Annotated in this window: 17 protein-coding genes; 7 read left to right on the top strand and 10 right to left on the bottom strand. The window is 66.0% G+C overall.

What is annotated here, in order from left to right:
- Positions 1 to 87 precede the first annotated feature (87 nt).
- Both ACIQ09_RS05965 and ACIQ09_RS05970 read left to right on the top strand, forming a co-directional pair.
- Positions 88 to 729 carry an MBL fold metallo-hydrolase gene (locus tag ACIQ09_RS05965; RefSeq protein ID WP_398307198.1) on the top strand — a complete coding sequence of 214 codons (642 nt, stop codon included), beginning with the start codon at positions 88 to 90 and terminating at the stop codon, positions 727 to 729.
- An 84-nt stretch (positions 730 to 813) separates the two neighbouring features.
- On the top strand, positions 814 to 1,542 hold the full coding sequence (locus ACIQ09_RS05970; protein WP_398307200.1) for a response regulator transcription factor: 729 nt from the start codon (positions 814 to 816) through the stop codon (positions 1,540 to 1,542).
- Positions 1,543 to 1,583: 41 nt separating this feature from the next.
- Here the strand turns inward: ACIQ09_RS05970 and mscL are convergent, their stop codons facing one another.
- Complete coding sequence (gene mscL, locus ACIQ09_RS05975) at positions 1,584 to 2,006, bottom strand: large conductance mechanosensitive channel protein MscL (RefSeq protein WP_398307201.1); 423 nt, start codon at positions 2,004 to 2,006, stop codon at positions 1,584 to 1,586.
- A 289-nt stretch (positions 2,007 to 2,295) separates the two neighbouring features.
- Here mscL and ACIQ09_RS05980 point away from each other — a divergent pair, with 289 nt between their 5' ends.
- The 4 genes from ACIQ09_RS05980 to ACIQ09_RS05995 all read left to right on the top strand — a co-directional run bounded on the left by ACIQ09_RS05980 (position 2,296) and on the right by ACIQ09_RS05995 (position 9,524).
- Complete coding sequence (locus tag ACIQ09_RS05980; protein ID WP_398307203.1) at positions 2,296 to 3,810, top strand: FecR domain-containing protein; 1,515 nt, start codon at positions 2,296 to 2,298, stop codon at positions 3,808 to 3,810.
- Complete coding sequence (locus ACIQ09_RS05985) at positions 3,807 to 6,143, top strand: CHASE2 domain-containing protein (RefSeq protein ID WP_398307205.1); 2,337 nt, start codon at positions 3,807 to 3,809, stop codon at positions 6,141 to 6,143. Before ACIQ09_RS05980 ends, ACIQ09_RS05985 begins: the two co-directional genes overlap by 4 nt.
- Before the next feature lie 30 nt (positions 6,144 to 6,173).
- Positions 6,174 to 8,474 carry an AsmA family protein gene (locus tag ACIQ09_RS05990; RefSeq protein ID WP_398307207.1) on the top strand — a complete coding sequence of 767 codons (2,301 nt, stop codon included), beginning with the start codon at positions 6,174 to 6,176 and terminating at the stop codon, positions 8,472 to 8,474.
- Positions 8,475 to 8,555: 81 nt separating this feature from the next.
- Positions 8,556 to 9,524: an NAD(P)H-dependent flavin oxidoreductase gene (locus ACIQ09_RS05995; protein WP_398307209.1), complete on the top strand. Its 969-nt coding sequence runs from the start codon at positions 8,556 to 8,558 to the stop codon at positions 9,522 to 9,524.
- A 55-nt stretch (positions 9,525 to 9,579) separates the two neighbouring features.
- Here ACIQ09_RS05995 and ACIQ09_RS06000 read toward each other — a convergent pair whose 3' ends face one another.
- From ACIQ09_RS06000 to ACIQ09_RS06010, 3 genes are read right to left on the bottom strand one after another with little or no spacing between them, the layout of a single operon-like run.
- The gene (locus tag ACIQ09_RS06000) at positions 9,580 to 10,914 is read right to left on the bottom strand and encodes a diguanylate cyclase domain-containing protein (protein ID WP_398307211.1); all 1,335 of its coding nucleotides are present in this window, start codon (positions 10,912 to 10,914) and stop codon (positions 9,580 to 9,582) included.
- Positions 10,914 to 11,558: a chemotaxis protein CheC gene (locus ACIQ09_RS06005; protein ID WP_398307213.1), complete on the bottom strand. Its 645-nt coding sequence runs from the start codon at positions 11,556 to 11,558 to the stop codon at positions 10,914 to 10,916. The genes ACIQ09_RS06000 and ACIQ09_RS06005 overlap by 1 nt, the downstream gene beginning before the upstream one ends.
- A gap of 3 nt (positions 11,559 to 11,561) precedes the next feature.
- Complete coding sequence (locus ACIQ09_RS06010) at positions 11,562 to 11,927, bottom strand: response regulator (protein WP_398307215.1); 366 nt, start codon at positions 11,925 to 11,927, stop codon at positions 11,562 to 11,564.
- Positions 11,928 to 12,180: 253 nt separating this feature from the next.
- Between ACIQ09_RS06010 and ACIQ09_RS06015 the strand changes: the two genes are divergently transcribed.
- Positions 12,181 to 13,410, top strand: coding sequence for an MFS transporter (locus ACIQ09_RS06015; RefSeq protein WP_398307217.1), 1,230 nt, complete (start codon positions 12,181 to 12,183; stop codon positions 13,408 to 13,410).
- Positions 13,411 to 13,417: 7 nt separating this feature from the next.
- Here the strand turns inward: ACIQ09_RS06015 and ACIQ09_RS06020 are convergent, their stop codons facing one another.
- The 6 genes from ACIQ09_RS06020 to ACIQ09_RS06045 form a co-directional block, all read right to left on the bottom strand.
- On the bottom strand, positions 13,418 to 14,713 hold the full coding sequence (locus ACIQ09_RS06020) for a DUF2325 domain-containing protein (RefSeq protein ID WP_398307219.1): 1,296 nt from the start codon (positions 14,711 to 14,713) through the stop codon (positions 13,418 to 13,420).
- Entirely contained in the window at positions 14,697 to 14,945 is a 249-nt protein-coding gene (locus tag ACIQ09_RS06025; RefSeq protein ID WP_398307221.1) for a hypothetical protein, read from the bottom strand. Before ACIQ09_RS06025 ends, ACIQ09_RS06020 begins: the two co-directional genes overlap by 17 nt.
- Positions 14,946 to 15,067: 122 nt before the next feature.
- Positions 15,068 to 15,481, bottom strand: a complete 414-nt coding sequence (locus ACIQ09_RS06030; protein WP_398307223.1) for a Fur family transcriptional regulator — start codon at positions 15,479 to 15,481, stop codon at positions 15,068 to 15,070.
- A gap of 141 nt (positions 15,482 to 15,622) precedes the next feature.
- Positions 15,623 to 16,627, bottom strand: a complete 1,005-nt coding sequence (locus tag ACIQ09_RS06035) for a cytochrome-c peroxidase (protein WP_398307225.1) — start codon at positions 16,625 to 16,627, stop codon at positions 15,623 to 15,625.
- Between the two features lie 209 nt (positions 16,628 to 16,836).
- Positions 16,837 to 17,133, bottom strand: coding sequence for an amine oxidase (locus ACIQ09_RS06040; RefSeq protein WP_398307227.1), 297 nt, complete (start codon positions 17,131 to 17,133; stop codon positions 16,837 to 16,839).
- Positions 17,134 to 17,278: 145 nt separating this feature from the next.
- Complete coding sequence (locus ACIQ09_RS06045) at positions 17,279 to 19,459, bottom strand: primosomal protein N' (protein WP_398307229.1); 2,181 nt, start codon at positions 19,457 to 19,459, stop codon at positions 17,279 to 17,281.
- Positions 19,460 to 19,490: the final 31 nt, after the last annotated feature.

The raw sequence follows: 19,490 nt of genomic DNA on the forward strand, positions 1-19,490 counted from the left end.
ACCTGTTAGGCCGGTCTTGAAAATTGTGCGGCCCAGGCGTAATTAGTCTTCTTAACGACCCTGCCCTTTGGCAGGCATGTACGAACCATGCTCAGATACCAGATCGTTCCCGTCACGCCTTTTGAGCAGAACTGCTCAATACTGTGGTGCGACCAGAGCCGCAAGGCCGCCGTCGTGGACCCGGGGGGCAACCCCGAACGCATCCTCAAGGCAGCCGAAACCCTTGGCGTCAGCATCGAGCTCATCCTGCTGACCCATGGTCACATCGACCATGCCGGCGGCACGGCCGGGCTTGCCCGTCAGCTGGATGTTCCCATCGAGGGGCCTGAGAAGGAAGACGCGTTCTGGATCAACGATCTGCCCAAGCAGAGCAAGATGTTCGGCTTTCCCCACGTGGAGGCGTTCACACCCGGGCGTTGGCTGGTGGACGGCGATACCGTCCACGTTGGGGAAGAAACCCTGTCAGTCATTCATTGCCCCGGGCACACCCCCGGTCATGTGGTGTTCTTCAGCGAAGCTGCACGGCTGGCGGTGGTCGGTGACGTGCTTTTTGCCGGTTCCATCGGCCGCACGGACTTCCCGCGGGGCAACCACAAGGACCTGATCAATTCGATCCGGCAGAAGCTGTGGCCGCTGGGCAAGGATGTGAGTTTCATTCCCGGTCATGGGCCGATGTCGACTTTCGGCGATGAGCGGGAAAGCAATCCGTATGTGGGTGATTACGCGTAGAGAGGCCCAGGGGCATTTCTGCCGGCGCGGCCGGCGCGTAGTCTTAAGTGGTGTGCTTCAATTTCTCGATAAAGGTAAACCAGCGTGCGATTCGCTATTCTCGAAGACGATCCGGCCCAGATGGAAGTCCTGACGGGCTGGCTGCGGGAAGCCGGGCACGATGTGCATGGCTTTGGACTGGCCCGCGAATTGATGCGGGTTGCCAGCCGCGAAAGTTTCGACCTGTTCCTGGTGGACTGGGTGCTGCCCGATCTGACCGGTGAGCAGGTTCTGCGGTGGTTGAGGGTGGAACGGGGCAACGACACCCCGGCGATCTTCATCACCTCCCGCGACGCGGAAGAGGACATCGCCAATGCCTTCAGCGCCGGCGCTGACGACTACCTGATCAAACCGCCCCGGCGCATCGAGCTGCTGTCGCGCATCGAGGCTGTGCTGCGTCGGGCCCAGCCGCGCAACACCAACCAGACCCTCACGGTGGCGCCTTACCACTTCGATCTGGTCAAGAAGGCCCTGACCGTCGACGGCGTGGCAGTGGAGATGACCGACAAGGAGTTCGAGCTCGCTGCCTTCCTGTTCCGCAACCTGGGTCGCCTGCTGTCCCGGGGGCATCTGCTGGAAGCGGTCTGGGGGCGCAACCCCGATCTGGCCACGCGCACCGTGGATACCCACATCAGCCGCGTGCGCAGCAAGCTCAACCTGCGGCCTGAAAATGGGTTCCGGCTGACGCCGACCTACAACTTCGGCTACCGGCTGGAGAAGATCGACCCGTCCGAATCGCCGACCCTCGGCGAGGCCGCCATGTCGCCGGCCTGATGTCATCAGGGGTCCCGGGCCGGGCCCCCTGCCCTGCGCGCTTACTTTTTCAGCGCGTCGCGGATTTCCCGCAGCAGCTTCACATCTTCCGGTTCTGCCGGGGGCGCTTCGGGCGCCGGTGCCGGCTCGTCACGCTTGAGCTTGTTCATGGCCTTGATGGCCACGAAGATGGCCAGCGCGACGATGGTAAAGTCAATGATCGAGTTGACGAAGACACCGTACTTGAACAAAGGGGCGCCAGCCTTTTCAGCGGCTTCCATGGTCTCGAAGGTCTTGTCCCCGAGATTGAGGTAGAGGTGCTTGAAATCGACACCGCCCAGGAGTTTGCCGATGATGGGCATCAACATGTCCTTAACGAGGGAGTCGACGATTTTCTGGAAGGCACCGCCGATGATGACGCCGACCGCCAGGTCGACGACATTGCCCTTCATGGCAAATTCCTTGAATTCCTGAACAAAGCTCATGGGTTTTCCTTTGAGAGAGTAGTAAAAGAGAGAGAAGTGATGTGACAACACGCCGGACTGGGAAGGGTCGAGGCGCCCTGGAAGCAATGATAGGGCCCCGACAGCCCCTCATCAGGGCGTAATTGGCATGCTCGGAACTACTTCAAGCCCATTTTGCGAAGTTTTGCACCCTGAGTGAGGCCGGGAACTACTATAGTCCTCCAAATTCGACTGAAAGATCTCTTCCGTGGCCCGTCAATCCGTTCGTCTCCTGGCTGCTGCCTTAGGCTTGGCGGCCTGTTCCACAGTATTGTCTGCCGATCTGGAAGTCATCTACACCACCCGTGCCGGCGACACACTGATCGGGCTGGAGCGGCAATACTTGGCAGCACCTTTCGGCTGGAAGGGCGTGAAGGCCCTCAACCGCATCGGCAACCCGATGCGCATCCCCGTGGGCACACCCCTGCGCATCCCCGAGAATTGGCTGCGGGTAGAGCCGCGTACAGCCCGGGTTGTGGCCGTCAGTGGCGACGTCACCATGGATGGGCAACCCCTCACCCTGGATGCCAAGGTGCCGGCAGGCTCCATTCTGCGCACCGGGGCCGGAGGCTTCATCACCTTGTCGATGCCCGACGAATCGCGCCTCACGGTACAGCCGGGCAGCCAAGCCCGCCTCGAAAAAATCCAGGGCTTCCATGGGCTACCCGGCCAGAGCACCCGGATTTTCCTTGAACAGGGGCGTGTCGAGACCACCGTTTCTCCCCAGCGCGGCCCCGCGGCCCGTTACCAGATCCGCACACCGACCGCGGCCCTCAGTGTGCGCGGGACCGCTTTCAGGGTGGGCTCGGACACGGCCTCCGGCGCCGCTCAGGCCGAGGTCACCGCCGGAGAAGTTGGCATGAACAGGGCCTCTGCCCCGCAGGCCACCGCCCTGCCCGCGGGCTTCGGCGTGGTCGCCAGGGCGGACCAGCCCATTCCCGCCCCCCGGGCGCTACTGGCCGCTCCGTCCCTCGACGGCGTACCGGCCGTGTTCGAGCGGGTCGACATGCACATTTCCTTCCCGCCGGTGGACAAGGCCGCGTCCTACCGGGCCCAGATCGCCCGGGACGAACAGTTCAATGATGTGGTCGCCAGCGAAATCTTCAGCACGCCGAAGGCTCGCTTCAGCACCCTGCCCGACGGCAGCTACCGGCTGCGCGTTCGCGCCATCGATGCTGAAGGCCTGGAAGGCTATGACGCCACCCGTGCCATTGAATTGCGCGCCCGGCCGGAGCCTCCCCGGGCGGTCGAAGCCCCGCCAGGCGTGCTCGCCTGGACGCCGAACCCCGAGGCGGCCCGCTTCCGGCTGCAGATCGGCCAGGATGCCAGCTTTGCCCGGCTCCTTGTCGAGCAGGACATCGACGGGCTGCGCAGTGAGCCGGCCCTGGCCTCCGGGCGGTACGCCTGGCGGATCGCCAGCCTGCATGCCAGCGGCAAGCGCGGCCCATGGAGCGATACCGGTACGCTGGACATCCGCCCTGCCCCCGGCCCGGCCACCGTGGCCCGCTACAACGATCGGCTGCGTTTCGCCTGGGCCGGCCAGCCGGGTCAGATCTACGACGTCCAGCTGGCCCGGGATGAGGCCTTCCAGGATCTGCTCGTCGATCAGCGCATCGGCGAAACGGCCCTGACCATCACAGCGCCCGCTCCGGGACGCTACCGGCTGCGCATCCGCGCCACCGATCCGGACGGCGGCAGCACGCCCTGGTCTGGCACCCAGCACCTCCAGTCCCTGTTCCTGCTGCCCGCGTGGTCCCTCTCCGCCCCTGCAGCAAAGAGTCCGTGAGCCACTCCGCAGCAACCCTGCGCCGACCCACCCTCGAGTGGTTCGCCGTTACGCTCATGTGCGTGCTGCTGACTCTGGTGGCTGCGGTTGAGGGCTGGCTGTGGAGAATCGACCAAACCCTCTACGATGGCGTGCTGTCCACCTGGACGCGCCCGGCCAGCGATGATGTGGTGATCATTTCCATCGACGATGCGAGCCTCTCCAGCATCGGACGCTGGCCCTGGTCACGGCGGGTACACGCGGCCCTCATCGACGTGGCGCGTGAAGCCGGGGCCCGGGCCGTCGTTCTCGACCTGCTGCTGGAAACCTCCAGCGCGGACGACCCCGGCGCCGATGCGGCGCTGGCCCGAGCCATCCGGGATCACGGACGCGTCGTCCTACCCCTCGCCCAGGCCACCACTGGCGCCATCCTATCCGGCGAGGTTCAACCTCTTGGCGCTTTCGCCGACGCCGCCGCCGCAATCGGCCACAGCCAGGTGGAGTTCGATCCGGACGGCATCGCCCGCAGCGTGTACCTGTGGGAAGGCTTCGGCGCCGCCCGCCATCCACAGCTGGCGCTGGCCTTGCTGCGCCTGATCGATCAGGATGCCGCAGGCCGTTTTCCGCCCCCTCCCATCGGTGAAGGACGGGACCATCAGCAATGGCAGCGCGCCGACTGGTTGCGCATGCCCTTCTCCGGCCCGCCCGGCACCTACACTCACTATTCCTACAAGGACGTGTTGAGCGGCGAGGTGCCGGCCGAGACCCTGCGCGGCAAGATCCTGCTGGTGGGGGCGACGGCCGCCGGAATGGGTGACGCAGTGCCCACACCCACCTCGGGTTTGTCCCGGCCCATGTCCGGGGTCGAGGTACAGGCCAATGTGTTCGACGCCCTGCGCCGGGGCTCGGCCGTCATGCCCCTGTCACCATGGGTCTCCGCGGCCGTGGCGACGGTGATGGTCGTCGTTCTGATGCTGATCCTGCTATACGCCGAAGCCCGTACGGGGCTGATGGCCTCCTTCCTCCTCGGCGCCTCTGCCGTACTGCTGGCTGGCCTGGGCCTGCATCTGGGTGGTTGGTGGTTCGGCCCGGCACCGGCCGTCCTCGGCTGCCTGCTGGCCTACCCCCTGTGGAGCTGGCGCCGCCTGGAGTCCGCCCAGCGCTACCTCGACGCCGAGCTGATCGCCCTGGAACGTGAAGGTACACCGCTGGGCCTCCCCAGCGGTGACGCCGGACGGGGTGCCGCCGACCCCCTCGAACAGCGCATCCGCATCGTGCGCCAGGCTGCCCAGCACCAGCGCGATGTACGCCGCTTCATTGCCGACACCCTTGAGCACCTGCCCATCGGCGTGGTGGTGATCGACCAGATGGACCGGGTCATCCTCCACAACGAGCGCGCCCGTCACCTCCTCCGCGCCTTCCGCAGCGACGCCCTGCTGAATGCACTGCGCGCCCTGCCTTGGCCAAGCTACCTGCCCATGCGCGACGGTCTGCCCGACCTGAGCGGCTATTCCGGCACCCGCCAGTTCGAACTCACCCCGGACAAAAAGCGCTACCTGCTGGTGTCGGTGGCCGACCTGTTCTCCGAATCCAGCAGCCGGCCCGGACGCGTCATCGGCCTCGCCGACGTCACCGCCATGCACGAGGCCCAGCGTAGCCGCGAGGACACCATGCATTTCCTGTCCCACGACCTGCGCGCGCCGCTCGCTTCCATCCTGACCCTCATCGACGGCTACAAGGACGACCCCCTCCTGCAAGCACGGCAGATCCCGCGTATCGGCCGCTATGCGCGTTCGGCCCTCGATCTGGCTGACGGCTTGTTCAGGCTGGTGCGGGCCGAAGGCTCCGATCCCAAGGACTTTGTTGAGCTCGACCTGGCAGGCCTGGTGGACTCCGCCGCCGACGAAGTGTGGCCCCAAGCCCACGCCCGGGGCATTCGCATCGAGGTGGACACCCGCGATGCGGAGAAGGAAGAAGCCGTCGTGCGTGGCGACTTCTCCCTGCTCCGGCGGGCCGTGATCAACCTGCTCACCAACGCCATCAAGTACGGTGACGCTGACAGCCGGGTGGCGGTAAGCCTGCAAGCCCAGGGCACCGACTGGATCATCCGGGTCAGTGACCAGGGCGCAGGTATCCCCGCAGAGGCCCTGCCACGCCTCTTCAGGCGCTTCAGCCGCATCATCGACGAAGGGCGCGACAAGCCTTCGGGCGTCGGGCTTGGCCTGGTGATTGTCAAGACAGTGGCCGAACGTCACGGCGGCAGCGTGACCGTGGAAAGCAAGGTAGGCGAAGGCAGCACCTTCGAACTGCGCCTGCCCCTGCGCAGCCAGGCGGCGCTACCGGCCGGTGCCTGAGCGCCCTGGGGTAAGATCGGGGCATCGGTCATGAATTTGCCTGACATGCGCTTCAAATACCTCAAGTACCTGGCCTTCGCCCTGGGTGGGCTGAGTACGGTCGTCGCTGCCGGCGCCCTCTACCTGTATGCCACCTTCGACGGCGTGCGTCTGGCCGCCGAGCTAACCCACTTCACCAAACAGCGCTACCAACGCATCCTGCGTATCGACGGGCCGGTGGAACTGAGCATGTTTCCCAGACTGCGGTTGCACCTGCCGGCCACCACACTGTCCGGACGCAGCGGCGGCAGTGAGTTCATCGGCATCGAGCAGGCCACCATCAGCGTCAGCCTGCTGCCCCTGCTGACCCGCCGTGTAGTGGTCGAGCGGCTTGAGGTTGATGGACTGCGCATGGCCCTGCTGCGTGACAAGGCCGGCAAGCTCAACGCCGACGATCTCCTCGATCCAGGCAACGACGCCCCTCCTGCCAATGGCAGTACGCCCTTCGAACTGGACATGGGTGGCTTGACGGTTCGCCGCGGAGCCCTCACCTGGACCGACGAACAAAGTGGCCGCCAACTTGCGCTCTCCGGGCTCGACATCGAGACCGGACGCATTGGTCGGAACGCCGACGGCCGGCTGCAGGCCACGACCCGGCTCACCCGAGCCGAACCCGCCACCGATGTGCGCATCGAGCTGGAGAGCGCCTACCGCATGGATACGAGCGACAGCCTGCCGCGCCTGCGCCAGCTGCGCCTGACCGCCCAAGGCGATTTCTCCGGCTGGCAGGGCCTCGACGCTGAACTGTCCTTAGCCGAAATGGAATGGGCTGACGGCAGCCCTTCCGTTCTCCAGGGTGGCAGCCTGCAAGTGCGTGGCAAGGCTGCTGGCGAGCCCTTCGAATTCAAGGCCAGCGCACCACGCCTCAAGCTCGGCTCGCGGGGCCCGGAAGCCGACAGCGTCGACACCAGCCTGCGCCTGGATGGCAAGCAGCGCGGCGGCAGCGTGCGCGTGCGCCTGGCCGATCTGCAGATGAGCGACAAAGGCCTCCAGGCCAGCAAGCTGAATACCGAGCTCGACCTGCGTATCGCCAGCGGCCGCCTCACCGGCAACCTGACCGGCCCGGGCCGTTGGCAAGGCACCACCCGCCAGCTCGACCTGGCCGCCCTCACCGGCGAGCTCACCTTTACCCCAGCCAGGGCTGGCCTGAACGCCCTCAAGTTCGCCACCGAGACCGATGCCCGCATCGACGTCACGCGCGGCAACGCTTCGGGCCACTTCACGCTGCGCTCCGAGGAAAGCCAGTTCAAGGGCAGTTGGACCCTGCCCAGGCTCGACGCCCCGGCCCTCGGCTTCGATGTCGATGTGAATCGCCTGGACATGGACAGCTATCTGGCTGGCAAATCCACGCGCACTTCAGGCCCGGACAAGGCTGCCGATGATCGCTTTGATCTGTCGGCCCTCAACGGACTGGATCTGGATGGCGTGATCCGCTTCGGCCAGCTACGGGTGGCGGGCCTCAAGCTGGAACAGGTCAAGCTGCCGATCAGCCTGCACGGTGGCCGGCTGCAGTCGACCGGCCATACGCTCTCCCTTTACGGTGGGAGCCTGGAAGGTAGCCTCAATGTGGCCGCCAACGATGGCCGGGCGAGTTATCGGGGCTACCTGCAGAGTGCCGAACTAAGCCCCCTGCTCAAGGATCTGGGCGCCAAACAGAAGCTCGGCGGGACCATCAACTTTTTTGTCGACGTCAGCAGCAATGCCGCAAGCCGCAGTACGCTGCTGAGCGAGCTGCAGGGCCTGGCCCGCCTGCGGGTTCGCAACGGCAGTGTGCCGGGTATCGACATGGGTCAGGCCATGAAGGAATGGCGCGGTCTGCTGAGCACCCGGCAGGGCGCCAAGCGCCCCCACCGGGAGCGGGAATCGACCCCGGTGGGCGAACTCACGGCCAGCTTCCAGATTGCTGGCGGCATTGCCCGCAACACCGACCTGCAAGCCAAGAGCGGCATGCTGCACGTTGGCGGGGCCGGCGAGATCGATCTGTCGCGGAAGCACATCGACTACCTCTCCCGCGTGACCCTCGTGGTCGTACCGGTGGGGCCGGACAGCGGCCCCTTGGCCAGCCTGCGCGGCGTGACCCTGCCGGTTCGCGTCAAGGGAACCCTGAGCGGGCCCGACTGGCACCTGGAACCAGGCGCCAGTCTGCCCTCCTCCTTGCTCAGCGCCGGTCAGGCCAGCGCACGCAACCCGCCCAAGGCCATTCCCAAGCGCACCACCCAAGCCGTGACCAAGACGGCGAAGAAGGCTGCACCGACTGCCGAAAAGGCCGTGGAAGAGGCCGCTCCGGAGTAAGACCCCCACTGCTGTCTCCCCTGTGACGTGCTAGATTCAAGTCCGCAGCACCCACAAAAAAACAATCCAGGAGACAGCAGCATGACCCTTCCGCACGCCTTCCGCGGCGCGATGCGCCTTCCCGCCATCGCCGCGCCGATGTTCCTGGTGTCCGGCCCCGAGCTGGTCACCGAAACCTGCAAGGCCGGCGTCGCCGGCACCTTTCCGGCCCTCAACGCACGCACCCCGGCCCAGCTTGATGCCTGGCTGGGCAGCATCAACGCAGGGCTGGCCGAGGCAAAGGCTGCGGCCCCCGCCCCGCCCATAGCGCCTTACGGCATCAATCTGATCCTGCACGCCTCCAACGCCCGTGTGGGGCCGGACCTGGAACTGATCTGCCGCCACCGAGTACCCTTCGTGATCACCAGCCTGGGCCATCCGGGCGATGTGGTGAAAGCCGTCCATGCCTACGGCGGACTGGTGTTTTCGGATGTCATCCACGCTTACCACGCCCGCAAGGCCGCAGCAGCCGGGGTGGACGGGATCATCGCCGTGGCCGGTGGCGCCGGCGGCCACGCAGGCACCCAGAGTGCCTTCAGCCTGATTCGTGAGATCCGCGAATTCTGGGACGGCGCCCTGATCCTCGGCGGGGCGATCTCCGATGGCTACGCGGTGCGCGCCGCCGAAGTGCTCGGCGCCGATCTGGCCTACATGGGCACGCGCTTCATCGCCACCCGCGAATCGAACGCCCAGGATGCCTACAAGCAGATGCTGGTGGATTCCGGGGCGGCGGATATCGTCTATACCGACGCGGTGTCGGGCACCAATGCCAACTTCCTGTGGCCGAGCCTGGAGAAGCTCGGCCATCAGCGCGAGGAGTTGGTGCAGGGGGTCGGGAAGGGCAAGCTCAAGGCCCTGGCCGACGAAGCCAAGGCATGGCGTGATGTGTGGAGCGCCGGCCACGGGGTGGCCACCATTCACGATGTCCCGCCCGTACGCGAGCTGTGCGAGCGTCTCGCCACCGAGTACAGGGCGGCCTGCGCCCTGCCCCCAAGCCCGGCAGTGGCCTGAGTCTGACGGACGCCTGAGGGTGAAGGAACAGCACCTGCCGCAGGCGGCAGGTGCTTCAAGCCGGGGTCGTGCCGTGACCGGAGCGAGCCCGCTTGGCCGCATACATGGCCTTGTCGGCGTGGGTCAGGAGGCTCAGCGGGTCACTGCCATGATCGGGATAGACGGAGACCCCGATGGAACATCCGACCCGCACGTGGCAATGACCCAGGTTGATGGGCAGGCCGACGGCCTGGTGAATCTTGAAAATAATGGCCTCCAGGGTGGCACTGTCGTCGGTGCCGGTGAGCAGCACGGCAAACTCATCACCACCGTAGCGGGCCACCATGTCTTCGCTGCGCAACACCCGGCGCACCCGGGCGGCGATGGTCTTGAGCACGGTGTCACCGGCATGGTGGCCATGGGTGTCGTTGATGCCCTTGAAGTCGTCCAGATCAATGAACAGCAGGGCCAGCCGGTCGGCAACCTCGCGGGCACCAGAGATAGCCGCGCGCAAGTGACGTTCGAAGCGGTCCCGGTTGAGCAGCGAGGTGAGGCCATCGTGGTTGGCCCGGAACTCGTTGCGGATGGCCCGCTCGTGAAACTCGGTGACATCCAGCATGGTGCCGATGAAACCGCTGATGCGCCCATGCTCGTCGCGTTGGGGGCCGGCCTCGGCGCGCATCCAGCGGCTTTCCCCGTCAGGGCGGATGTAGCGGAACTCCTCCGCAAAGCGGGTGGCCGATTCGGCCGCCAGACACCAGATGGCCCGCACCCGGGCCTGCTCGCCCACGGGCAGGAGGTTGATCCATGGCGTACCGGCCACTTGCTCCAGATCATGTCCGAGGATCTGCTCGCAACGTTCGTTGAGGAAGGTGCAGCAGGCCTGGGCGTCGGCCTCGAAGAGCCCCGCCGGCGCCTGACGGGCCAGCTCGCGGAAGCGCATCTCGCTGCGCTGGAGCTCCACCTGGGCACGGGACAGGCGTTGCAGGTCGAGGCGCAGCTGGCGGGACTGCTGCTTGAGCAGCGCTTCACGGCGCACCGTCTCGGTCACGTCGCGCACCTGCAGCAGGCAGTGATAGCGGCCTTCGCTGACCACCGGGGTGACGTCGATGGACTGCTTCATGCGTTCGCTGCGGCCCCCGCCGGGCGGGTAGAGGGGCAGAGGCATGGGGTGCAGGGCATGGGACAGACGCGCCGACCAGCCAAAATCAAGGGCTTCCCGCACAACCAGCGCAACCCGCGGATCCACGTGGGGGCCGAAGGCTTCCGCCAGGGTGACGCCAGTCACCTGGCTGGCCGCCAGCCCGGCCCGTTCTTCGATCCAGCGATTCCACAGCATTATGCGGCCCTCCCCGTTGACCAGGATGAGCCCCATGTCGACGCTGTCGGGGAGGAGTTGGCAGCAATCCATCAGGAAGGCTGACTTTCGCCGTGGTGGGGAAGACGGAAAAGGCGGCTCACCTGGTCCATGAAGTGCTCGATGGAGGGCACATCCATGATGAACAGCACGAAACCGGACAGGTTGTGGGCCGCCATGGTCATGCCAATGCGCGCCACCAGGATCACGTCGGTGGCGGCCTTGTCATCGAGCAGGGTGCGGGCGGTACGCGACTGGACCCGGGGCAGGGAGCCACTCATCTCGGTGCCGAACAGGTTGGCAAGGCTGCTCATGCAACTGTTGATGATGATGTTGCCGATCTCGGCCAGGGCGTCCTGCTCGAGCTCGGTGATGTGTTCGATGGAGGTGTCGTCACCAAGCATGCGGCGCACGATCTCGAGGCTGCCATGTTCAGGAAAGAGCAGCAGGGCGTCGGTCTGGAAGCCGCTTGTGGCATCGAAGTGCTGATTGATGCGGCATAGCCGCTCAGAGGCGCCGCCGGGCTGGGTGCTCTCCAGGCGGAGGGTCAGTTCCTCCCGGGAGACGATTTCGATGGTGGGCACCGACAGCTCGATCTCTTCCCTGACAATAGCCGAAAAGGTGTTCGCGGCCTCACCCAGGGACAGGTTGAAGGCCTCGGTCAGAGCGTCCATCTCGAGTTCCGAGAATGTACGCATGCTCTACCCCAGTAGCGCGAGGATGTCGGCGATCACAGCCTCACCTATGGGCTTGCGGAAGAAGCGCACGCCCAGGTCGGCAGCCCGACGCTGGATGGCGTCCTGGGCGTTGGCGGTGAGTAGCGCCAGCTTCATGTCCGGATGGCTGCCACGGAGCTTCTCGGCCAGTTCGAGACCGGAGATGCCGGGCATGTTCATGTCAAGCACGGCCAGGTCAGGACGGACTCCCTCCAGCAGGGCGAGAGCGGCGGCACCGTCACCGGCTTCAATCAGCTGCAGATCGGGGCGCATGCTGCGCATGACCGAAGCGCACAACATTCGCGAAGCACGGCTGTCATCAACAAGCAGGATCGTGGCGGGCAGGGACATGGCTACATTCCGATGATGTCGTAGGCTGGTAACGACGACCACTGTGCAAACTTTAGTTAAATTATGCACAGCAAATCGATGAAGGACGCCGCTGCGCCGGACGCGTTCCTCACGCTTGGAGCAAGCCCTGTCAAGGCGCTCCAGGGTGCTGAGGGCAGTCATCAAGAACGCCTTGGGGCTTTCCCTGATCTTCCGACACGAAGCCCATCGGGCCCGGTAAGCTCCGGGCTCGCCCAATCGTTCCGCTCTTCCCATGCCCGCCCGCCCCGCTCCCTCCTCGCTCTTTCTGGTCAGCCGGATCTTCCTGCCCTTCGCCCTGGGCTACTACCTGTCTTACCTGCTGCGTACGGTCAACGCCGTGATCTCACCGGATCTGACCCAGGAGTTGGGCCTGACCGCCGCTGACCTGGGCCTGCTCACCAGCACCTATTTTTTCGCCTTCGGTCTGGCCCAGATCCCGGTGGGCATCGCCCTGGACCGTTACGGCCCGCGTCGAGTGGAGGCGGCCCTGCTGCTGATCACGGCCCTCGGCGGGGTGCTCTTTGCCACCGGTGACAGCCTGCCCACCCTGGCCAGCGCCCGCGGCCTGATCGGGTTGGGCGTGGCGGCCTGCCTGATGGCCGGGCTGAAGGGCTTCACCTTGTGGTTCCCGCGGGAAAAGCTGGCCTCGATGACCGGTTACATCATGTCTTGCGGCGCTCTCGGTGCCGTCACTGCATCGGCGCCCCTCGAAGCCGCGCTGCCCTTCCTGGGCTGGCGTGGGGCTTTCTGGGTGGTGGCCGCACTGGCCGCGGGCATTGCCGCCCTGATCTACTTTGCCATGCCGGAAAAGGACGAGGGCACCCATAACGTGGACCTGCAGAGCGCCCTGCGCGGCGTCACCGAGGTGTTATCGGCGGGGCGTTTCTGGAGTTTCTCGGGCCAGTCGGCCTTCTTCACCGGGGGCTTCATGGCCCTGCAGGGCTTGTGGGCTGTGCCCTGGCTGATGGAGGTCAATGGCTACAGCCGCAGCGTGGCCGCCGACCACCTGTTCTGGCTCAACATCGGCATGCTCGCCGGTCAGCTCTCCATCGGTGCCTGGGCGACCCGGCTGGCGGCGCGGGGCATCACGCCCCTGCGCCTGATGCAGGTGGGGCTGTTCCTGACCATGGTGGTGGAAGGCCTGATCATTGCCGAAGCAGGGTCGACGCTGATTCTGTGGTGTCTGCTCGGCATCGTGTCGGCAACCGGCGCCCAGATGTACGGGGTGGTGGCTGGCCTGTTTCCCCTGCACCTCACCGGCCGGGTGACCACCAGCATCAATCTGATGGCCTTCATCGGCGCCTTTGTTGTTCAGTGGGGGTTGGGCGGACTGCTGGACGGCTTGCGGGCAGGGGGCATGGGGGGCGTGGACGCCCTGCGGGTAGCCTTCCTGATCCTGCTCGGTGCGCAGATACTGAGCTTCGTACCGCTGGCCCGGGCCGGCCGCTTCCAGCCCCACTGAGCAACGCTCAGCCCGCCTCGGTTCCGGCCACGCTGAACTCCCCCCGGCTGACCCGGGCCATGGCCACGGCAAAGCCGGAAACGCCGCCTCCGCGGTAGAACAGGCAGGGCTTGCCGACCCGCTTGCAGTGGGCTTTCACGTGGTAATAGGCGTTATGGCTGATGCGATCGGTGGGGCATACCACCGCGTCGGCACCGCGGATCAGCTCGGGCAGGCGCGACAGGGACTCCTCCTGTCCGCCGTCGTGGTGGATCAGGGTGATGCCCAGACGGTCGGCAAGCTGGCGGTACTGGGCCAGAAGGGACGAACGCCCGCCCACGTAGAGCACACAACGCGCCGTCAGGGCTTCGCTGCAGCCAGCGCAATCATCGCTGCCGGCCTTGTCGCAGGCAGGTGAATCCAGGGCCTGCAGCAAGTGCTCAAGGGCTTCCCGTTCGGCCACCGCCGTATCCCGCGCCGCCACCAGCCGGCGTGATTCCTCACGGCTCTCCTTGAGCTGCCGCTCCAGCTCCTGCACCTGCCGGGCGCTGCCTAGCAGAGCCTCGTGGGATGCCTGCAGGGCCAGCAGACGCTGGCCCATCTCGACGTAGGCCTGACCGGACTCGAAGCGCTGCAGACGCTTTTGGTACAGCGCCGCCTGCTCGACGGCCCCATCCCGCTCGGCAAGCCCGGCTGTCGCTTCGGCAAGCTGCCGACGCAGCGCGGCCACTTCCCGCGCGTGGCTGTGTTTCAGCTCAGTGTTCTCGGCAGCAAGATGAGCCAGGCGTCGGGCGTCGGCGGCCTGCCCGGCTCCCACCTGGTGGGACAGCATGTGGATGTCGGTGTACGCGCGCTGACGGGTTTCGGCGGACACGGCCCGATGGGTGCACACCGCCCATAGGGGGCCGGCCACCTCGCCCCGATTACAGCATTCGATCCACTGTTGGCGGACTTCGGCATCGCTCTTGAGCTTGCCGAAGCGCTCCACGGCCAGATGGAATTTCTTCTCCAGGTGACGCTGCAAGGCTTCGGACACCGGGTTACGACTGCGCGCCAGACCCACGGCCTCCACATGCACCGTGAAGTCATCATCGGACGGGCTGGCAAACTGGAAGCGCCGCGCAAAACGCTGCAGCTCCTCGATGGAAACGCAGGTTCCGATGATCGGGCAATGCAGCTTGTCGTCCAGATCCCACAGCCGGGCGCGGCGGAGCATGGGTATGGTGCCGGGCTTGGGCAGGTCGATGGCAACCAGGGCGCTGGCATACTCGGCACGCAGCAGGGACTGCAGATCTCCGCCTTTCGGATCAGAGGCCAGGCACATGACGGCGCTCCGGCAGGGGTTGCACGAGCCGTTCGCAGGCCCGCTCACACAGCTCACGAACGTCACGATCGACGGCCGGGCAGTCGGCCAGGCGCGTCAGGAGGTCGACGGCCCGGCGCGCCGACTGGCGACAACCGGTTTCACCGTGATTGAGGAGTTCGCTGAGTGCCCCGGCCCACAGGCTGGCCGGGACGGGGGCAAGGGCGGAAGGCAGTCCGTTGACAGGATCCATGGAGTCACCCGATTGGGATTGATGAGAACGGTTCTCAATTTAATCCCATGAATCCATTTTGTAAACGAGAATAATTCTCAAAATGTAAATGGCGGGTGTCTGCGCAGGGCAGGCCGCGCCGCTCACGGGCGGCTGCGCACGCGGATGATCACATCCACCTCCTCGAGCTCCATCCCGGGGGGAAGGGCGGGCATGCCGACCACCTTCAGCTCATCCGCGGAAACATCGACGAGCCGGCCGCTTGCGGCGTCATACAGGTGGTAGTGGGGTGCGGTGTTGGAGTCATACACAACCCGCTCCGGGTCCACGATGAGCTCTCGTACCAAGTTCTTCTCTCTGAACAGTTTAAGGGTGTTGTACACCGTGGCCCGGGAAGTCGCCGGAACGCTCTCGCGGACACGGCTGAAGACCTGATCGGCCGACAGGTGGACCGGGGCGGACAACATGCTGCGGGCGATCTCGACACGCTGCAGGGTGACCGGAATGCCGGCCTCGCGCAGCAGCTCGGTGGCCTGCCTGATGCTCATGTTTTCCATGGTGGGGTCTCCGTCGGGGCGTCCGTACTGTTCGAATTCTGTCTCCCTGGCGGGAGGAGGTGATCCGGATCTTATCGAGTCAGGGCGCCGTACGTCCACGCAGGCGGGGCCGTCCATGCCGGACTGCCCCGCTGACGGGGCTTACTCGAAGGGCTTCGGACGCGGCGTGGCGTTGGTCGAAGGCGGCAGAATCGGCATCCGGAAGCTGGGCTGATCACCGGTCAGGGTTTTCAGGAAGGCTACGATCTTGGCGTTCTCTTCGGTGGTGAACTGTTTGCCGAGCTGCAGACGGCCCATGGTGTCCACGGCCTGCTCCAGGGTGGCTGCCTCGCCGTCGTGGAAGTACGGATAGGTGAGTTCGACGTTGCGCAGGGTCGGGACCTTGAAGTTGAAGCGGTCGGCGTCCTTGCCGGTCACCGCCGAACGGCCCTCGGCCGGGCTGCTGGCCTTGTACGGCTCCACCACGCCCATCTTCTGGAAGGACGTGCCACCGACGGCCGGGCCGTTGTGACAGGCCACGCAGCCACTGTTCTTGAACAGGGCATAGCCGGCCAGTTCCTTCTCGTTGAGGGCCTTCCGGTCACCCTTCAGCCACTTGTCGAAGCGGGAATTGGGCGTGACCAGGGTTTCCTCGAAGGCGGCGATGGCATCGGTGACCTTGCTGATGTCCACCGTCTCCGACCCGAACACCGCCTTGAACTCGGCCACGTACTGGGGAATGGACTTGAGCACATCCACAGCGAGCTCGTGGGTGAAGGCCATCTCACCCGGGTTGGCGATGGGGCCACCGGCCTGGGCCTTCAGATCCTTGGCCCGTCCATCCCAGAACTGGGCCAGGGCGAGGCTGGAGTTGAGCACCGTCGGGGCGTTGATGGGGCCCTTCTGCCAGTTGTGGCCGATGGAGGTCTTGAGGTTGTCGGTGCCGCCCATGGACAGGTTGTGGCACGAGTTGCAGGAGATGAAACCCGACTTGGACAGGCGCGGATCGAAGTAGAGCTTCTTGCCCAACTCGACCAGCTTGGGGTTGCTGACCTTGGCCGGCTGGATGGGGCCCACCGGCTCACTGGCGGGCTTGGCTGCCCAGGCAAGGGGGGTGAAGCTGCCGCAAACAACGGCAGTGGCAAGGGCAAGGTGGCTGATCTTCATGTTTTCATCCTCCAGAAAGAACTGATGTCAAAACGCTGAAACCGGATCTCTGGGGGTATATTTTTTAGAATAAGTCTAAAGTGCGGACCGATTTGACGCCTTTCCCGCCTGCTGGATCTTGATCTGAATCATGGAAGAGTGCGGTAAACGACCGAGGGGGCGTGCCCCGGACTTCCGGAACACGCCCCCTCGGGGAAGCTGAAAAGCGCTTACTTGGCGGCGGGTGCAGCCACCGGTGCGGCAGCGGCAGGCGCAGCGGCGGCAGGTACGGCGGCGGGCTTCGCGTGTGCCTTGGCATGCGCCTTGGCCTTGTCGGCCTTGGCGGCGGCGCCCTTCTCGACCTTGGCCACTTCAGCCTTCACCGGCTCGGCAGCCTTGGCTGCTTCCACCTTCTTCTCCACAGCAGCGGCAGCCGGGGCCCCTGCAGGGCCGGCAGACGGCGCCTGGGCGAAGGAAGCGGAAGCGAAACCGGCGGCGATGGCAAGGGCGATGATCTTCTTCAGCATGGTGCTCTCCTGAACTGTGTGTTTATCAACCGGGCCGGCGTGATTGCCAGCCCTTGCTGCGATCAACGCACCCTGTCCGCGCGGCGTTGGCAATGCAGATGTAAGGGTATGTGCGTTTGTAACAGGGCCGCAGGGCGCCCGCGGCTCACACCTCCGCCGGGTCCACGTCCAGGTGCCAGCGCAGTTCCCGGGGGGGGCGCAGGCCCCACAGGTGCCGGCTCCATTCGGTGAGGAAGGCCTGCAGCGCCGGGCGGGCAGGGGCCTCGACGAGAAGCTGGGCGCGCTCACGGCGGGCCAGGCGGACCATGCGCATCGGTACCGGGTCGAACACCTGCACGCCAAAGGCCTGGGCCAGGGGTGCGGCGAGGGCGCGGGCCTCCTTGAGCCAGTCGATGGCGATGGCCACTTCCGGCGCCGTCGCAAACAGCAGGGCATTGGCCGCATAAGGCGGAAAGCGGGCCTGCTTGCGCTCCTCCAGCTGCATGGCGGCATAGCGGGCGAAGTCGTGGGCCTCCAGGCACTTGTAGAGGGGGTGATCCGGATACTGGGTCTGGATCATCACTTCGCCGGGCAGCTCGCCCCGGCCGGCTCGGCCGCCCACCTGCATGAGCTGCTGGAACAGGCGTTCGGGCGCACGAAAATCGGCCGCAAAAAGGGATGAGTCGGCGTTGAGCACGCCAACGAAGGTGAGCCGGGGGAAGTCGTGCCCCTTGGCCATCATCTGGGTGCCGACGAGGATGTCGGCATCACCACGGCCGATCTGGTCGAGGAGGGCGTCCCACTGACTACGGGTGCGGGCGGCATCCCGATCCACGCGCAGCACGCGGGCATCGGGAAAGCGCTGGCCGAGGGTTTCCTCCAGGCGCTGGGTACCACGGCCAAAGGGCTGGATGTCCTGGTCACCACAATCGGGGCAGGCCAGGGGAATGCCTGCCTCGTAGCTGCAGTGATGACAGCGCAGGCGCTTGTCAGCCAGGTGCAGCACCATGTTGGCGGTACAGTGGGGGCAGCGGCTCACCCAGCCGCAGGACGGGCAGGACAGCACCGGCGCATAGCCCCGGCGGTTGAGGAAGACCAGACTCTGTTCGCCCCGCTCCAGACGGGCCGCAATGGCCCTCAAGAGGTGCTCCGACACCCCGTTCTGCAGCTTCTCGCGGCGGATATCCACCGGACGTACCTTGGGCAGGGTCGCCGCCACGGCGCGGCTGGCCAGTTCCACACGCCGATAGCGGCCGGTATCGGCGGCATGCCAGCTTTCCAGGGACGGGGTGGCCGAGCCGAGGACGATGGGCACACTGCGTTGTCGGGCCCGCCAGATGGCCAAATCCCTGGCGTTGTAGCGGACCCCTTCGTGCTGCTTGTAGCTGGCGTCGTGCTCTTCATCCACGACGATCAGGCCGAGACGGGGCAGGGGGGTGAACACCGACAGGCGGGTGCCGAGGACGATGTCGGCGCGGCCCTCCATGGCCTGCACGAAACCCTGGGAGCGGGCCCCTTCGGCCAGGGCCGAGTGCAGGCTGACCACCCGGGCGGCGGGGAAGCGCCCCGCCACGCGCCCTTCCAGCTGCGGGGTGAGGGCGATCTCGGGCACCAGGATCAGGGCTTGCCCACCCCGGGCGATGGTCTGCTGCACGAGGCGCAGATACACCTCGGTCTTGCCGCTGCCGGTGACGCCGGCCAGCAGGAAGGGCTGGAAGCGGCCTGCCCCCTCGGAGAGGATCGCCAGGGCAGCCTCCTGCTCCGCGGTGAGGGTCGGGGCGCCCGCCATGGCGGCCGGGTCGGCCGCGACACCCGGCGCGATCCAGCCACGCTTGAGGGCATCGGCCACGGCCGGGGCGGCACCCTCGCCAGCCCTCAGCAGGCTGCGCCGCTGGGGCCCCTGGGCGGCGAGCTCGCGCAGCAGGGCCAGGGCGCGGCTCTCCCGCTTGCTGCCTGCCAGGGCATCGCGGCCGGCATCGGTGAGGTCAAGCAGGGGATCGGCCTCGGCCCCGGCCACGGCATCGGCCTTACGCAGGCGGGGCGGCAGAGCCATGGCGACGACTTCGCCGAGGGGGTGTTGATAGTAGCGGGCCGCAAATTCGACCATCGCCAGCCAGTCGGCAGGGAGAGCCGGCGCGTCACGCTGGATGGCGATGACGGGTTTGAGACGATCGACCGGCAGATCGGCCGCATCCGGCAATGCCACGATGAGCCCGGTCTTTTCGCCCCGCCCGAAGGGCACCCGAACACAGCGCCCCAGATCTCCGGCCGATATATTTTCTGCTGTGTAATCAAAGGCCTGCGGAAGAGGCAAGGGCAGGGCAACACGAACGATGGCGAAGCTCATGGCCGAAAAAATGGGCTATGTGACAAAAATC

The organism is Zoogloea sp. (assembly GCF_044344315.1).
In the GTDB taxonomy this organism is placed as follows: domain Bacteria; phylum Pseudomonadota; class Gammaproteobacteria; order Burkholderiales; family Rhodocyclaceae; genus Zoogloea.

Bases quoted from the DNA above. Each gene is read 5' to 3' on its own strand.
- ACIQ09_RS05965 (WP_398307198.1), top strand. From the start codon at position 88: ATGCTCAGATACCAGATCGTTCCCGTCACGCCTTTTGAGCAGAACTGC.
- mscL (WP_398307201.1), bottom strand. From the start codon at position 2,006: ATGAGCTTTGTTCAGGAATTCAAGGAATTTGCCATGAAGGGCAATGTC.
- ACIQ09_RS05990 (WP_398307207.1), top strand. From the start codon at position 6,174: ATGAATTTGCCTGACATGCGCTTCAAATACCTCAAGTACCTGGCCTTC.
- ACIQ09_RS05995 (WP_398307209.1), top strand. From the start codon at position 8,556: ATGACCCTTCCGCACGCCTTCCGCGGCGCGATGCGCCTTCCCGCCATC.
- ACIQ09_RS06000 (WP_398307211.1), bottom strand. From the start codon at position 10,914: ATGGATTGCTGCCAACTCCTCCCCGACAGCGTCGACATGGGGCTCATC.
- ACIQ09_RS06005 (WP_398307213.1), bottom strand. From the start codon at position 11,558: ATGCGTACATTCTCGGAACTCGAGATGGACGCTCTGACCGAGGCCTTC.
- ACIQ09_RS06010 (WP_398307215.1), bottom strand. From the start codon at position 11,927: ATGTCCCTGCCCGCCACGATCCTGCTTGTTGATGACAGCCGTGCTTCG.
- ACIQ09_RS06015 (WP_398307217.1), top strand. From the start codon at position 12,181: ATGCCCGCCCGCCCCGCTCCCTCCTCGCTCTTTCTGGTCAGCCGGATC.
- ACIQ09_RS06020 (WP_398307219.1), bottom strand. From the start codon at position 14,713: ATGTGCCTGGCCTCTGATCCGAAAGGCGGAGATCTGCAGTCCCTGCTG.
- ACIQ09_RS06025 (WP_398307221.1), bottom strand. From the start codon at position 14,945: ATGGATCCTGTCAACGGACTGCCTTCCGCCCTTGCCCCCGTCCCGGCC.
- ACIQ09_RS06030 (WP_398307223.1), bottom strand. From the start codon at position 15,481: ATGGAAAACATGAGCATCAGGCAGGCCACCGAGCTGCTGCGCGAGGCC.
- ACIQ09_RS06035 (WP_398307225.1), bottom strand. From the start codon at position 16,627: ATGAAGATCAGCCACCTTGCCCTTGCCACTGCCGTTGTTTGCGGCAGC.
- ACIQ09_RS06040 (WP_398307227.1), bottom strand. From the start codon at position 17,133: ATGCTGAAGAAGATCATCGCCCTTGCCATCGCCGCCGGTTTCGCTTCC.
- ACIQ09_RS06045 (WP_398307229.1), bottom strand. From the start codon at position 19,459: ATGAGCTTCGCCATCGTTCGTGTTGCCCTGCCCTTGCCTCTTCCGCAG.